General features: G+C 35.2%; 16 protein-coding genes. 11 read left to right on the top strand and 5 right to left on the bottom strand.

From position 1 onward, the window contains the following. Positions 1-202 precede the first annotated feature (202 nt). From DDD_RS08350 to DDD_RS08360, 3 genes are all read left to right on the top strand, one after another. A complete protein-coding gene (locus DDD_RS08350; protein WP_015362382.1) occupies positions 203-826 on the top strand; it encodes an outer membrane protein in 624 nt (207 codons plus the stop codon). A 124-nt stretch (positions 827-950) separates the two neighbouring features. Beyond that, positions 951-2,390, top strand: a complete 1,440-nt coding sequence (locus DDD_RS08355; RefSeq protein WP_015362383.1) for a hypothetical protein — start codon at positions 951-953, stop codon at positions 2,388-2,390. A 28-nt stretch (positions 2,391-2,418) separates the two neighbouring features. After that, entirely contained in the window at positions 2,419-3,243 is an 825-nt protein-coding gene (locus DDD_RS08360) for an SH3 domain-containing protein (RefSeq protein WP_158441680.1), read from the top strand. 100 nt (positions 3,244-3,343) lie between these two features. On the opposite strand, the gene DDD_RS18330 is transcribed toward DDD_RS08360, so the two are convergent. From DDD_RS18330 to DDD_RS08370, 3 genes are all read right to left on the bottom strand, one after another. Next, the gene (locus DDD_RS18330; RefSeq protein ID WP_015362385.1) at positions 3,344-3,475 is read right to left on the bottom strand and encodes a hypothetical protein; all 132 of its coding nucleotides are present in this window, start codon (positions 3,473-3,475) and stop codon (positions 3,344-3,346) included. Between the two features lie 118 nt (positions 3,476-3,593). After that, the gene (locus DDD_RS08365) at positions 3,594-4,469 is read right to left on the bottom strand and encodes a pirin family protein (RefSeq protein WP_015362386.1); all 876 of its coding nucleotides are present in this window, start codon (positions 4,467-4,469) and stop codon (positions 3,594-3,596) included. Positions 4,470-4,572: 103 nt separating this feature from the next. After that, a complete protein-coding gene (locus DDD_RS08370) occupies positions 4,573-5,682 on the bottom strand; it encodes a TolB family protein (RefSeq protein WP_015362387.1) in 1,110 nt (369 codons plus the stop codon). A 149-nt stretch (positions 5,683-5,831) separates the two neighbouring features. On the opposite strand from DDD_RS08370, the gene DDD_RS08375 reads away from it, so the two are divergent. From DDD_RS08375 to DDD_RS08390, 4 genes are all read left to right on the top strand, one after another. After that, complete coding sequence (locus DDD_RS08375) at positions 5,832-7,085, top strand: M28 family peptidase (protein WP_015362388.1); 1,254 nt, start codon at positions 5,832-5,834, stop codon at positions 7,083-7,085. Positions 7,086-7,095: 10 nt separating this feature from the next. Next, positions 7,096-7,299 carry a hypothetical protein gene (locus tag DDD_RS08380; protein ID WP_015362389.1) on the top strand — a complete coding sequence of 68 codons (204 nt, stop codon included), beginning with the start codon at positions 7,096-7,098 and terminating at the stop codon, positions 7,297-7,299. Positions 7,300-7,329: 30 nt separating this feature from the next. Beyond that, positions 7,330-9,684 (top strand): T9SS type B sorting domain-containing protein, encoded by a 2,355-nt coding sequence (locus DDD_RS08385; protein ID WP_015362390.1) that lies wholly within the window; start codon positions 7,330-7,332, stop codon positions 9,682-9,684. Positions 9,685-10,031: 347 nt separating this feature from the next. Then, complete coding sequence (locus tag DDD_RS08390; protein WP_015362392.1) at positions 10,032-12,239, top strand: TonB-dependent receptor; 2,208 nt, start codon at positions 10,032-10,034, stop codon at positions 12,237-12,239. 122 nt (positions 12,240-12,361) lie between these two features. On the opposite strand, the gene DDD_RS08395 is transcribed toward DDD_RS08390, so the two are convergent. After that, a complete protein-coding gene (locus DDD_RS08395) occupies positions 12,362-12,790 on the bottom strand; it encodes a Rieske (2Fe-2S) protein (RefSeq protein WP_041567386.1) in 429 nt (142 codons plus the stop codon). 201 nt (positions 12,791-12,991) lie between these two features. Between DDD_RS08395 and greA the strand changes: the two genes are divergently transcribed. Continuing rightward, a complete protein-coding gene (gene greA / locus DDD_RS08400; protein WP_041567040.1) occupies positions 12,992-13,468 on the top strand; it encodes a transcription elongation factor GreA in 477 nt (158 codons plus the stop codon). Beyond that, entirely contained in the window at positions 13,468-13,863 is a 396-nt protein-coding gene (locus DDD_RS08405; protein ID WP_041567041.1) for an HIT family protein, read from the top strand. Before greA ends, DDD_RS08405 begins: the two co-directional genes overlap by 1 nt. A gap of 61 nt (positions 13,864-13,924) precedes the next feature. On the opposite strand, the gene DDD_RS08410 is transcribed toward DDD_RS08405, so the two are convergent. Next, positions 13,925-14,374, bottom strand: a complete 450-nt coding sequence (locus DDD_RS08410; protein ID WP_015362396.1) for a nucleoside deaminase — start codon at positions 14,372-14,374, stop codon at positions 13,925-13,927. A gap of 321 nt (positions 14,375-14,695) precedes the next feature. Here DDD_RS08410 and DDD_RS17270 point away from each other — a divergent pair, with 321 nt between their 5' ends. Both DDD_RS17270 and DDD_RS08420 read left to right on the top strand, forming a co-directional pair. After that, on the top strand, positions 14,696-15,763 hold the full coding sequence (locus DDD_RS17270) for an energy transducer TonB (RefSeq protein ID WP_015362398.1): 1,068 nt from the start codon (positions 14,696-14,698) through the stop codon (positions 15,761-15,763). Between the two features lie 30 nt (positions 15,764-15,793). Next, a complete protein-coding gene (locus tag DDD_RS08420) occupies positions 15,794-16,039 on the top strand; it encodes an energy transducer TonB (protein ID WP_015362399.1) in 246 nt (81 codons plus the stop codon). Positions 16,040-16,096: the final 57 nt, after the last annotated feature.

Here is a 16,096-nt window from a genome sequence, read left to right on the forward strand (position 1 = left end):
TTTCCTTTAAAAATTTATTGCTGTTATTTATAACTAGTTTATGGACGGTTAAGAGTTTTATCGTTGCCGCTGATTCATTGAAGGTTTTTTTTAGTCATATTGGATATGACATAACAAAATTCATTCTTACTTAAATTTTTACCTAAACGAACAATTCATATTATTTTAATTCGTTTTTGTATTCTAAATTAACGCTACAATAATGAGAACAGCTATTTATTTATTTACCTTTTTGCTTACCGCAATTACTGCCGCCCAAGAAGAAACTACTTCGTTTATTAATAGAGGAGGTTATGAGTTAAACGGTAGTTTATCCTTTAGTACTTCAAAGATCAATAGGGAAAACGGTTTTCAAAGTGAATCTAGAGGTACTTTAATCATTTTTAGACCACAACTGGGCTATGCTGTAAAAAATGATTTTGTTCTCGGATTAGGTTTGGGATTTAGTTATTCAGAATCTAGAAATGAAACTGCAAATGTAGATGATATAAATAGCTCAACTTCTTATGCTATTACCCCATTTGTAAAAAAATATTTTAATATTTCAAAAAACTTTGCTTTCAACCTACAAGGTGAGATAGGTTATTCACTTTCATCAATAAACTCTACTAATAATCAGCTTGAAGATAATTCGAGCAATGAAATTTCTTTAGGAATCAGGCCTGGAATCAGCTATCGAATAAATGAAAAACTAGCTCTACAATCCCAAATAGGATTTTTAGGTTATAGTCAAGGTAATCTTGATAATGACGATACTACGGTGTCTTCTTTTAATGTTTCTTTGAACGCTCAAGATTTTACTATAGGTATTTCTTATTTTTTCTAACAGATGGGATAATGACTAATAAATTACAAGGAGTAACATCAACAAACTTTGGCTTTCTATAAATGTAAATGTCATTTATTTTTAATAGACTAATATGACAATTGATAATTTCTAAATAATTCAAATGAAAACAACACTTACTCTAATCATAGCTTTTATAATTCTAACCAGTTTTACAAAGGTTGAAGGTATCATTGAAAACAGCTTTAAGATAGACGAAGACTATAAAGTAGAAGGAACTTTTTCTGGAAACACTCAAGGAGAAGACAGTTTTCATTTTATTATCGCAAAGCATAAGGAAAACAAAAACTACCATATACTACCTTTTCAGTTTAAAAACGAAAAGGTCATAAAGATGGAGCCTATAGTATTTGATGAACAGCCTAGTGTGTTGTCATTTCATAATAATGGTGATCAACTATCTGTAATTACCTCCTATAAAGATAGGAAATCACGAAAATTTCAAGTGGTAGATGTAAATCTCACCGACCAGTCTTTTACTAAATCTGCGGTGATAGACGGAGAAAATTATAAAACAACCTTAAGAGAGAAAAATCAAAATTTTCTAGTGTTTTCAGAAAAAGAGTCTCTTAAAATTATAACCGTGAAAAGTGCAAATGAGATAAAGGATATTTCCATCAAAGCTACTGATGCTAACGAAGACTTTTTAAAATCACTTCATAAAAATAATTTAGACGCGATAAGTAGTCAAGAGTATGTGGAAAATGGTTCTATCAACGATTTTAGAATTTACAGCAATAATGGTACTATTACTATAACCCAAGAAAAGACTAAAGACGGAACCACTAATTTGGCTCAGATTAATACAAACAGTGACACAATAGAAGAGTTAGTGATCTCTAATTTTAAAAGTAAAGAAAAGGGAAAAGGAAAGTTGAAAAAAAGTACCTCTTATGTTTCAGAAAACAAATTGTTTTTAATGAATCTTAAAAAAGAAAATGCTACGCTCGATATTCATGATTTGAATACTAAAAGTAGCAAACAATTGGACATATTGAGTACGGATATCGCAAATGCATCTTCTAATAAAGCAGCAGTAGGTAATTTTCTCAAAAATGCTACAAAAGGTAAAAACCAACCAACAGTTACAGTCAATCAAGCAAAAAATGGCCAGTTAAAGTTAAGAGTTGATTACGTAAATAAGAAAATGTATAGTTATAATTATAACTGGTGGTGGCACCATCACTGGATGATGCAACAGCAAATGTGGATGATGCAGCAGCAGCAAAACCAAATGATTATGCAAAATAATATGCGTCGATTTGGTCCTAATGGATCAGAAGGATATCCTATTTACATATTTAAAAAGAAATCAGAATCATTTTTTGAAATAGCTTTGAATTCTGAGGGCAATATTATTCCTGCAAACGAGGTAACTACCATTCATAAAAATATTGATAAGGAATTTTACATTAAGGAAATAGATAATAATAAAAAGTTGAAGCATTCATCTACTGTTTTTACAGAGACGACTTTTAGATATATATCATATAATAAAAAATCAAAGACTTTTGTAATAAAAAGTAAGCCTTTAGATTATTAAATCTAGAATAATGTACAATTCATCTGTTATGAAATATATATATTATTTATTTCTCTTTTTCTCAATGGTGTCTATCGCACAGCCAGAAACAGCACACTGGAACGATCAAATACCTGATGCAGGTAAGTCGTACGTCACTTATGGAGATAATTTATCTCTTAGAGAAGCTCCAAATACAGATTCCAAGAAGATAGCGGTTCTACCGATTCATACTAAAGTAGAAGTTCTGGAGGTCGATGAAAATACCATCAAGGTTTTTAATAGGGAAACTCCATGGATCAAAGTTAAAGTGGGAAATGAAGAAGGTTATATTGCTTCAGGCTATTTAGCTCTAAGAAGTATAGAATTGGCTGAAGGTTCTTACTTAATTTATACCAGAAAACAAGATGCAAAAAACAAATATTCACAATCTGTTGCTTTCAGATATGTTACTAATAAAGGTTATACAGAATTAGGAGATTTTGTTATTGGGAATAATAGTTTTGATGTAAGATTATTAGGCGACAAGGGATTAAAAGGAATCGATGAGGTGATTCAAATTAATTATTTAGGAGAATCATGTGGTGAAGAAAGTGGTCGCTCTTATTTAGTTTGGGATCAAAAGAATCAAACTTTACAAAGCTTAGGAACCTTTAGTAGTATTGGAGATGGTGGCATGTATCACATGTCTGAAGATCTTATTTTCCCAGTTGACGCTGGCGGAATTGAAAATACCATTATTTACAATGGCGAAGAAGGTGAATCCACCGGCGATGGAGCAAATGATTACGTTACCGTAACTCGCTCTAAGAAAATCACATGGGTTAAGGGAAAAACAAAACTGCCTATTAAGTCTTTTGATTACAAAAATTAAATTTACAAAGTTGACTCACATACTAATTAATAATAAAGCTGATTTTCTCTAGGTAAGAAAATCAGCTTTATTAATTATATTTTGAGTACTCAAATTATTTTTATTCTTCCTCACTGTTATTTTCGTTGCTCACTTCAACCGATTTTGGGTTTCTGTTGTCTTTTTCGGTAATACCTTTAGCATGTGGTATTGGGTGTTTCCCTTGTTTATTTTCAAAATTTGACTTATCCATAATTACTTGTTTTTAATATTAACTACAACAAGTTAAAAAAAATAAGAGTTATTGTGAGCATCGCTAACAATACTTTAATATTAGAAACCCAACGTCTTGTAAGAATAAATCAAGGAATTTACTCCGGCAACGGCACATAACTATCATTACCATCCATCATAGGAAAGCTTTTTTCCCTCCAAGCTTCTTTTGCAGCGTCTATTTTTTCTTGAGAATGACTTACAAAATTCCAGTGGATGTAACGTTTTTCAGGAAATGGCTCACCGCCAAAAAGCAACACATGACTACCTGCATGAATCGTGATATTACAAACATCTTCCGTTTTACTCACGAGCATATTTCCTTTTTCAATCACATCACCACAAGCGCTTACACTTCCAGAAACTATGGTAACACCTATTTCGCCACTCAGATTTCCTGCGATGTCTAGTGGGTAATCTTCTGTGGTTTTGATATCTACCATAAATAATTCAGAATGTACTGGAACTGGCGATTTTCGACTATAACCTTTTCCAGCAACTAGTGTAAAACTTACCCCATTTTCTTCCCAAACTGGTAATTCAGAACCTTCTATGTGATGAAATTCTGGTTCAATATCTTCTAAATCTTTGGGCAATGCTACCCAAATCTGATAACCATGCATAGTAAATACCGACTTGGCATCTCTCAAATGTTGAGGTGTACGCTCTGTATGAGAACATCCTTTACCAGCGACCATCCAGTTTACAGAGCCTGGTTTAATCACTTGACTGGTCCCAATAGAATCTTGATGGGTAATTTGACCTTCTAATAAATACGTTAGCGTTGAAAGTCCTATATGTGGATGCTGGTCTACGTCCATATATTTCTCAGGACCTAAAGTAGTAGGTCCCATGTGATCTATAAAAATAAAAGGACCAACCATCCGCTTTTTACGAAAAGGTATCAAGCGACCTACGAGAAAATCGCCTATATCGCGGCTGCGTTCTTCTATAATTAAATCAGTATTAGACATAGCTTTTTATTTCCTATAAAGATATTAGGAATTCCGCTTTCGCGAAAGCGAGATAAAAATAAAACCTGTTGAACTCATAGCTCAAAGACTCACAAACTCATAGCTAGTCTTGCCACTCTGCAATAAAAAGATTCGTATCACGTCCACCACCGTTATTTCGGTTAGAAGAGAACGCTAAGTATTTACCGTTATTGGAGAATACTGGGAATGCGTCAAAAGTTTCACCGTGAGTGATGCGTTCTAGACCAGTTCCATCGGTATTGATCATGTATAAGTTGAAAGGAAAACCGCGCTCTGCTTCAAAGTTAGAAGAGAATAATACACGCTTCCCATCTGGTAAAAAGAAAGGCGACCAGTTTGCATTTCCTAGTTGAGTCAACTGGCGCAAGTCAGAACCGTCTGCATTACAAATGTATAGTTCCATTTCAGTAGGTTGTACGAGTCCTACAGCAAGTAAGTCTTTGTATTCTTTAATTTCGGTTTCGGTCTTAGGTCGTGAAGAACGGAAAATCAATTGCGATCCATCTGGTGAGAAGAAAGCGCCACCATCATAACCTAGTTCATAAGTGATTTGCTTTACGTCGCTACCATCTATATTCATCGTATACAATTCTAGATCACCGCTGCGATCGCTGGTAAAGACTATTTTATCACCTTGTGGAGAAACAGTAGGCTCTGCATCATAACCTTTTTCGTCAGTCAATTGAGCCGTGATATTTCCATCAAGATCGGCCACAAAGATGTCATAGCTGTCATAAATAGGCCATACATATTTACCATTTTCTTTCAATGGTGTGTCTGGACAATCGTCCATTTTCAAATGTGTACTGGCATAAATGATATGTTCGTTATCCGGCAAGAAATAAGCACAAGTCGTTCGTCCTTTACCAGTAGAGACCATTTTAGGCACGCTTTCGCGAAAGCTGTCTCCATTATTCATCAAGAACATTTGATCACAATTGACATCCCAATCGGCGTTGTTACTTTGAAAAATCAATTGTTTATCATCAAAACTCCAATAAGCCTCAGCATTATCACCTCCAAAAGTCACTTGATACATATTCTTAAAGTGCTTTTCACCTTCCATGATCAACGGATTTTTATTAGGTTCAGTTGCTTTTTCTGTTTCTGAAGTAGCTGTTTTTTCTGATTCTGCAGCTTCTTTACAGCTTATAAAACAGATTATTGTGATCAGGAATAGGAACGTTCTCATGTAGGGTTTAATTTTGTGCAAAAATAGGAGATAAACTTTATTAAGCCATAAGCAGTATCTTTATATTATCAAAACTCTAAATTGATTTAAAAATCTATTTAGGGTAGCCTTTTAAGCAAATAATTACTAAATAATACGACTACCTTAAGATGAAAATTACTACACTTTTTATAGCCTTACTTTTAATAGTTTCATGTAAAAATGAAGTTACTGTAACATCGCAAGATGTAACTCCTGTAAAAGGAAACATGAAGGCCGACGTTGTTTACCTAGCTTCTGACTCTTTACAAGGTCGTGAAACAGGAACTTCTTATGAATTGCAAGCAGCAGATTATATTGCAAAACGCATGAAAGAATCTGGCTTAGAACCTGAAGGAAATGAAGGGACTTATTTTCAGACTTTTTCTTTTAAACCTTCCAGCGATCCACATCAAGAAGCAGCTTTCACAGACGAGAAAGGCAATGGTTTTCTTACAGGAACAAATGTTATAGGTTATCTAGATAATGGCGCTGCACAAACGGTGGTGATCGGTGCACACTACGACCATTTAGGAATGGGTGGCGAAGGGTCATTATATCGAGATGGAGAAGCGGTTCACAACGGAGCAGACGATAATGCTAGTGGTGTTGCAGTAATGCTAGATCTTGCCTATGAATTGAAAACCAGCGATAAAAAAGGGAATAACTACTTGTTCATGGCTTTCTCAGGCGAAGAAATGGGATTACTAGGTTCTAACTATTTCACTAAAAACCCAACGATTGCTCTAGATTCTATTACCTATATGATCAATATGGACATGGTAGGCAGATTAAACGAGGAAAACAAGCTGGCCATTTATGGAACAGGAACTTCTACCAGATGGACTCAAATTGTAAACGCAGTCAACAAAGATTTTGAGTTGGCTTTAAGTGAAAGTGGCGTTGGTCCAAGTGATCACACATCATTTTATTTAAATGATATTCCAGTTTTACATTTCTTCACAGGTCAACATGAAGATTACCACAAACCAGGCGATGATGCAGAGAAGTTGAACTATGATGGAATGCAAAAAATATCAGACTATATTTTAAGAATCACAGCTGAATTTGATAACGCAGGAAAACTAGCATTCAGAAAAACAAAGAACGAAAGCGAAGAAGTACCACGTTTTAAAGTAGGTCTTGGCGTTGTGCCAGATTACTTATTTACAGGAAAAGGAATGCGCATCGATGGAGTGAGCGAAGAAAAACCAGCCCAAAAAGCAGGATTGATGAAAGGCGATGTTGTTGTGAAATTGGGTGATAGTACCATTGTTGATATGATGAGCTACATGAGAACACTCGCCACATTTGATAATGGCGATAAAACTAAAGTTACCGTAGATCGTGATGGTAAAATGGTGGAGAAAGAGATTGAGTTTTAGGTTTTGAGTCTTGAAAAATTTAATTAAAGTAGATAAAATCAAAGAAACAACTTCATTTAATGATGCTGTAGCTTATTCTGCAAAAGGAGAGGCGCTTACGAGTGAACAATATGTAAATCATATTAGTGATATAAGAGATAGAGTGGGAGATGGTGCGCAAACTTATACTACAAAAGAAGTCAAAGATTTTGTTTTAAATCAAACAAAGTCCTAATAAACTATTCTAGCTATTAAAAGAAAAAGAGTGAAAAACTTAAGATTAAGTATTACTATAATATCCATTTCATTTGTTCAGCTTTGTTTTTCCCAAGGCGAGGCAAACAATTGGTATTTTGGATTTCAAGCTGGTATTACTTTCAATAATGGCGTTCCTACTGCGCTAACAGATGGAGCTATGAATACATCTGAAGGATGCTCTGTAATTTCTGATAGTTTCGGCAATTTATTGTTTTATTCTAATGGTTCTGAGATATGGGATCGCTCTCACTCTCCAATGCAAAATAGCAATGGTTTGCTAGGTTCCTCTTCCAGTACTCAAAATGGAATAATCGTACCTCATCCAGGAGACTCTAATCTTTATTTTATTTTTACCTTAGATCAAATGGCGCAACCTGATGGCCTTAGATACCATATAGTAGATATGTCTTTAAACAATGGTCTAGGAGCTGTAAATTCTTTTAAAAATATATTGCTGCATACCCCATCTTTAGAAAAAATGACTGCAGTAGCACATGCTAATGGAAACGATATTTGGCTTATTGCTCATAAATATGCTAGTAATGAATTTGTTTCTTATTTGATTGATGATAATGGAATCAATTCCTTCCCTGTTACCTCTGCTGTAGGTTTTGTTCCTTCAACTACTGGCAGTACTGTGGGCAGTATGAAAGTTTCACCTGACGGATCCAAAATCGCTATAATTTATTCTTGGGATAACATTATTGAGGTCTTAGACTTTGACAGCAATACTGGAATAATATCTAATCCTGTTCAAATCGCAAATTTGTATGTCACAGTACCAGATGGGCAAGAAATAGCTTATGGTCTAGAGTTTTCTCCCAATAGTAGGTATTTATATTTTAGTTCTTTCATTGGTGGAATATTTCAGTATGATTTAATCAATTTTACTACATTTAGTATTGCTGCTTCTAAAATTGAATTAAGCTACGATCCACCGACTTCCCCTATTGAAACAGAGGAGCATTGTGCATTACAACTAGGACCAGATGGGAAAATTTATGTAGCGCATACTGGTCACAACTTTTTAGGTGTGATCAACAAACCTAATGAAGCTGGGGTTGCAGCTGACTATCAGTTTGATGGCGTATTTTTAGGATCGGGAAGATCAATATGGGGTTTACCGCAGTTTGTTTCAAGCTTTTTCTTTTCTAGTATATTAGTAGAAAACATTTGTCTAGGAGAAAACACTTCTTTCATTTTAAATTTTAATGATACGATTGATTCAATAAGTTGGGATTTTGGAGACGGTTCTAGCTCTAATTTAGAAAATCCTACACATATGTATTCTTCAGTGGGAACATATATGGTTCAAGTAACATTTACTTCTAATGGTGAAGTCTACACTAATGATAAAGAAATTAGAATTTTTGAACAGCCTACCGTATTTGCTCCGCAAGATGTATCAATATGCGATATTGATGGAAGTGGTATCTATGAATTTGACCTTACGCAATTAAATAATACCGTTCTTAACGGTCAACCATCCTCCATATTTGATGTTGTTTATTATGAAAATATCACAGACTATAATGAAAGAATTGCCATACCAGAGCCATCTAATTATACAGGGATTTTAGATTCAGGAATTCAGAATATAGTAGTAAGTGTAGAACACAGAGAAGCACAAGAATGTGATGCTGTAACCGATTTCAATATCACCGTAAATGAAAGTCCTGCATTGTCGATGCAAGAACAATGGGTTTTATGCGAAGGTGTTCCATTAGAGTTAGTTGCCGATTTTGGCTACGATAATTATCAGTGGTCCACTGGCGAAACCTCTCAATCAATCGAAGTAAATAGTATTGGGATCTACACAATAGCGGTATCAAATGATTATGGAATGGTCCAATGTGAAACCGTTAGAGAAATAGAAGTAGTCCAATTTCCAGAACCAGTAATTACGAATATTGAGATTAATGATTGGACTTTAAATGAAAACCATATAACTATTTATGTTGAAGGTAATCAACGTTATGAATACTCAATAGATGGTCTCAATTATCAAGATAGTAACCGTTTTGAAAACCTTGAATCAGGTGATTACACGGTGTTTGTAAGAAGCCTCGACGGTTGCTCTGAGATACAAAGAGTAATTTCACTTCTCTTTTACCCTAGATTCTTTACCCCTAATAACGATGGGTTTAATGACCATTGGCAACTGTATCATTCATTTCTAGAACCGGAGAACAAAATATATATTTTTGATCGTTATGGTAAGTTGATGAAACAAATCAGTCCAGAAGGACCAGGCTGGGATGGCACTTTTAATGGTAATCCTGTGCCATCAAGCGACTATTGGTTTAGGGTTGAGCGTAGTAATGGTGCTGTTTATAATGGACATTTTACACTGAAGCGTTGATACGTTTTGTTTTATTTGAAAAACGTTTCAATTTATTTTTGATTTTCGTTTTATTTTTGATTTTAAAACCTACTTTTGCACCCAATCTCAAGGGGTGCTTTTAGAAATAAAGGCTGAGATAATACCCAAGGAACCTGGGCGAGTAATGTCGCTAAGGGAAAAGATTTAGATAGATATGGTGTGTTATGTTCTTGCTTTCCATTTTATTTCAAAATGGAAGTTTATCCTGAGGTAGCTCAGGGCGAAAGCGTAAACCTTAAAAGTCTATTTCAAGAGAATCCTTCAAACATTTTATTTTAATCAAACCGAATAAATGCCCCTTTTATTTGAACTTAATTTAAGTTCTTATGAAACATTTACGTCGCGTTTTTATTGCAGCTGCACTGGCAACAACCAGTCTCGCAATGGCGCAAAACACACAAGTTAAAGACTCAACAGAGGCAGAAAAGCTGGAGGAAGTTCTAGTTAAAGCCGTGCGAGTAGACGCAAAATCTCCTATCACACACACTAATTTATCCAAAAAAGAAATTGCAAAACGCAATCTAGGACAGGATATTCCTATGCTATTGAATTTCTTGCCATCGGTTGTTACCACGAGTGATGCTGGTGCAGGAATAGGATATACAGGTCTTAGAATACGAGGTGTGAGTTCACAATCTACAAATGTGACGATCAACGGTATTCCTTATAGTGATGCAGAATCATTAGGAACGTTTTGGGTGAATCTAGGAGATTTTGCTTCTTCTGTAGAGAATTTACAAGTACAACGTGGAGTAGGAACGAGTACTAATGGTAGTGGCGCTTTTGGTGCGAGTATCAATATTTTAACCGACGGTTTTTCTAGAGAAGCTAGTGGTGAGATTTCTAATTCCTTCGGTAGTTTTAACAGTAGAAAACATACGGTGAAGTTTTCTACAGGCCTAATGGGTGCAGATGCCGAGCGTAGTCGAGGTATTGAGATCGCTGGTCGATTATCTAATATAGAGTCTTATGGTTATGTAGACCGAGCCTCTACAAGTTTAAAATCCTATTTTTTACAAGGTTCTTATGTAACTGATAACACGCTTATCAAGGCAGTTACTTTCGGAGGTAATAACGTGACCTATCAGTCATGGTTTGGTATCGACGCAGAAACACTTAGGGAAAATAGAACCTTCAATCCTGCAGGACAGTTTACAGATGAAAATGGAAACACGCAATTTTATGACAATGAGGTAGATGATTACCGTCAAGATCACTATCAACTGCACTGGAATGAGCGTTATAATAACAACTGGTCTACAAACGTAGGTTTAAACTATACTTATGGTCGTGGTTTCTTTGAACAGTTTAGAGAGGATGATGATTTTGCCACCTATGGTTTTGATGAGCTCACTGTAAATGGACAAACGGTAAACACAACAGATCTTGTGCGCCGAAGATGGTTGGATAATGACTACTATGTAATTAATGCAAATGCCAACTATAAGAATAATGAGATAGACCTCATCTTTGGAACTTCTATAAGTCATTATGATGGTGATCACTTTGGAGAAGTGATTTGGGCACGATTTGCTAGCCAGAGTAATATCAGAGATCGTTACTATGAAGGAAACGGTAAGAAAAATGATTTTTCTGTGTTTTCTAAAGCTACTTACAAATTGAATGATCGTTTCCAGTTATATGGCGATTTGCAATTAAGAAATGTGAATTATGAAACATCAGGTATCAACTCAAATCTTACAGAGTTTCTAGTAGATGAAAACTTTACTTTCTTCAACCCCAAAGCAGGTGTTACCTATAAATACAATGATAATAACGACTTGTATTTTTCTTATGCTCGAGCAAATAGAGAGCCTAATCGAGATGATTTTGAAAGTGATCCTAACGTGCAGCCAGAACAGCTTAATGATTTTGAATTAGGGTGGCGTCATAAAAATGGAAATTTCACTTTTAATGCAAATACGTATGTGATGCTTTATAACGAGCAACTCGTTTTAAGTGGTGAGATCAACGATGTAGGTGCACCGATTAGAACGAACAGTGGTGAGAGTTACCGATTAGGAATTGAGCTAGAAGCGATTATTCCTGTGAGCAGCAAATTTACCATTCAGCCTAATCTTGCGGTAAGTTCTAATAGAAATGTAGAAACGATTAGGTCTTTTGACGGCGGTTTACAAAATCTAGGTAGTACAGATATAGCTTTTTCACCCAATGTAGTAGCAGCAAATGCATTTGTTTATCAGCCAGTGAAGAACTTACAAATATCCCTATTGAGTAAATTTGTAGGAGAGCAATTTATGAGCAATACAGAAGCAGATGCGTCAAAATTAGATAGTTATTTCTTAAACGATTTGAATCTCATATATACGGTAAAGTCTAAATCTATATTTGACTCTGTAGTTTTCACTGGACTAGTAAATAATATATTTGATCAGAAGTTTGTTTCTAATGGTTACTACTTCACATTTGACGATGATTTTTCAAATCCAGGAACGATATCTACAGTAGAAGGAGCTGGATTTTATCCGCAAGCGGGAATTAATTTCTTAGTTGGAGTTACTTTGAATTTCTAGTTCTCAGTTTCAGTAAGCAGTAGGCAGGTGGATTTTGATATTGCTGCGCAAATCAAAATATTAGTAGGCAGTAGTTGTGGTTTTTAGCTTTGCTAAAAACTGCAACTGCAAACTGCGACTTTTTAATTAGAAACCCTAATGATGGCACCTATACGCTCTGCTCGATAAGCTTTTAAGCCATATTGACCATTACCTTGAATAGGCTGGCCAGTAATGATGTTATACTTATTATTATCGTCGGTGCAAGGGCAAGTTGCTTCTATGCCGCTTATAGTCATTCTAGAACACGAATTAGGAGAATGATTTGGGTCGCTCAGCTCGTAAGCCACGTATTGCGAGTTGTCTAGATTATAGATCACAAAGCCTCTTAAACCTTGGTTAGGAACTACCAGAGAATTGCCGGGAAAATTCAGATTGCCGAATTGTGGTAGGTTGGTATTCAAATCTACTTGAAAACCTATGTCTACCAGAAATGGGTTGTTATTACGGCCATCGTCGCTCGAGCAAGCAAAAATGACAAACATTAAAGATAGTAGATAAGCCTTGCGCATTTTCATAAAAATCAATTGATTGTAAAAGTATAACGAACTGATCGATATTTATTATATTTGTTAGATAATCCCGCAGCAATGATGGGATTTTGTTTTTTGTAATTACAGGCCATGAAGTAAGCAATGAGGCTTGTGTTTATAAAGGGTTATAATAGTTTCGCTTTCGCGAAAGCGAGAACAAAACAATCAAAAAAAGAAATTATGAGTAACGTATCATATTATACAGAAGAAGGATTAAAGAAATTAAAAGACGAGCTAAAACAGTTGAAAGACGTAGAGCGACCGGCTGCCTCACAAGCAATTGCCGAGGCTCGAGATAAAGGCGACCTAAGTGAAAATGCAGAATATGACGCTGCAAAAGAAGCTCAAGGAATGCTAGAAATGCGTATTTCTAAGTTAGAAGCCATTGTTTCTAGCGCGCGTATTGTTGATGAAAATACACTTGATTTATCAAAGGTATTAATTCATAGTACGGTAAAGATCAAAAACCTGAACAACAAAATGACGATGAATTACAAGCTCGTCGCTCAAAGTGAAGCAGATCTTTCTAAAGGTCATATTTCTGTAGAATCACCTATAGGAAAAGCATTACTAGGTAAAGAAGTAGGTGAAGTGGCAGAAGCTGTCGTACCAGTAGGAACCATAAAACTTGAGGTGCTAGAAATTACAAGAGGATAATCATGAGCATATTCACAAAAATTATAACCGGTGAGATTCCATCTTACAAAGTTGCAGAAACTGATGATTTTATTGCCTTTCTAGATATCAATCCTAATGCTCCTGGACATACGCTTTGTGTTCCTAAGAAGGAAGTGAATAAGATTTTTGATTTGGATAGTGAGACATATTTTAACTTGATGACTTTCTCACGTAAGGTAGCACTTGCTTTAAGAGAAGAGGTTTCTTGTTTGCGCATAGGAATGTCTGTTATAGGACTTGAAGTGCCTCACGTTCACGTTCATTTGATTCCGTTGAGAGATATGGAAGATATGCGCTTTATCAACAAAGTGAGTTTGAGCGATGAAGAAATGCAAGATATTGCTCACCGTGTGAAAGCACGATTTGATTCTTGATATCATTCATAGGTGCGGACTTAAGTCCGCACCTATGAATGATTTTAAAGTCTTAAAAAATTTAATTCAATCCTCTTTTTCTTACAAAAAACTCTTTCATTAAACGTGCACAAGGTTCTTCTAGAATTCCTTGAATCACTTTTGTTTTGGGATGTAGCTGAGTTCCCATAGTTTGATAGCCGCGTTGAGCGTCACTTGCTGCAAAAACTATAGTTCCTATTTGAGACCAGTATAAAGCGCCTGCGCACATTTGGCAAGGTTCTAAAGTCACGTAAAGTGTACAATCTTTTAAATATTTTCCACCTATAAAACTTGACGCCGCTGTAATAGCTTGCATCTCTGCATGTGCGGTTACATCGGTTAAAGTTTCTGTGAGATTATGCCCCTTTGCAATAATTCTATTTTGGGCGACAATAATTGCACCTACAGGAATCTCATCACGATCAAAAGCTGCCTGCGCCTCTTGCAGTGCTTTTCTCATGAAATACTCGTGGTCAAATGGTTCTATCATTTGGTAAAAATAAAGCTAAAAATAAAAGGAAGAATAGCAGATTAAGCTATTATCAAAAGAAGATACGTTTAGAATGAAATCATGTTCAACTAACTATCTGTAAAAAAGCCTGTAAGATTTGACATGCCAACTATTTGTGTTGTCATCGTCTAAATCAGGTCTCATTATATGATTTTAGATCATTATCTAATTTTAGCAATTGTAACCAAACATGCCAAGAATAATACTTTTCTTATTGGTTCCTATGATATTCAAAAAGTAGTACTAAAAATAATAGGCAAGACTTTTGATGAGGTTAGTTTTTAATTTAAAACACTAACCATGAAAGAATACTATTCCTTCAAAATTCCAGAGCCTTGTAATGAGGACTGGAATCAAATGACGCCTTCTGCAAAAGGCCGATTTTGTTCTTCTTGCGAGAAGACTGTCATTGATTTCACAAAAATGAGCTCCTTTGAGATCAGCAATTATCTTAAAGAAAATATGCACAACGGTGTTTGTGGGCGAATTTATAAATCTCAACTCGATCGTGTTGTGGTGCAAATACCTGCAAAAATGCTTTTGGAGCCGCGTCTAGCACATCGGTTCTTTGCATTGGCGTTATTAATTGTTATGGGTACAACTTTATTTAGTTGTGTGAATGATAGTGGCAATAAACAAAAAATTGACGCAGTTGAGGTGATTGAACTAGAAGATGCCGACTCTTTAATGTTAGGAGTGGTTCCACCACCTAAAGCAATTATAGATTCTACGGAAGTCGAATGCGGTCAAAATTTACAACCTGATTCTAGTGATGAGGTGATTCCTATAACTGGAGGTTTTGACGCTGCGCCGCCACCTGCAATTGAAACCGAAACCACGGGAGATATTACTATAGAAGGTGCGTTTTCAATAGATCATCATGTTTTTGATGAAAGCCCATATACAATTGCTCAACCACCAGAATTTCCAAATACTCCTAGTGGTATGAATAATGCAGAACGAAGAAAGTACTTCAGTGACCTCATACAGCAACATATTAAAACTCATTTTAATGAAAAGGTATTGGATACAACGATCTTAGGTAGGCATAGAATTTTAACTCAATTTAAAATTGATGTAACAGGAAAGGTAACTGATGTAAAAGTAAAATCTAAGTACGAAGTTCTAGAAAAGGAAGCTCGAAGAGTTCTGAAATTACTTCCTTTATTTAAGCCTAGTAAAAATAATAAAGGTGAAAATGTGGCTGTTACATATGCATTACCTATTATTTTAGAGAATAAAGTCTCTGATTTAGATCATGTTATCAAATCGTTTCCAAAAGTGATTAAAGATATTCCGTTTCTTATTGTTGATAAAACACCACGGTTTGTTGATTCTCCAAAAGATATTTCTGAAATAGAAAATTAAAAACTCTTTGTAAATAGAGTAGACAAACATGTGAATGATAATTTCAATAAAGAGATTGTTGATTTTAATTTAGTATCCACATACAAAGTAGAGGCTCAGTTTATAATTGATGCAAACGGTTTGATAACAGAGATTATGGCTATAGCTGAACATCCAGAGCTTGAAGCGGAACTTCAACGCGTAATTGAAATGTTGCCACATTTTATTCCTGGTGAACAAAATAGTGAGAAAGTTAGGGTTTTATATGCTTTAAGATTTAGGTTTGAAAAGAACTGATTACCTGATCAACAAATTACCAAATCCTTAAATCTTCTAATTACTTTTTCGGCTTAC

Source organism: Nonlabens dokdonensis DSW-6, from assembly GCF_000332115.1.
GTDB lineage: Bacteria > Bacteroidota > Bacteroidia > Flavobacteriales > Flavobacteriaceae > Nonlabens > Nonlabens dokdonensis.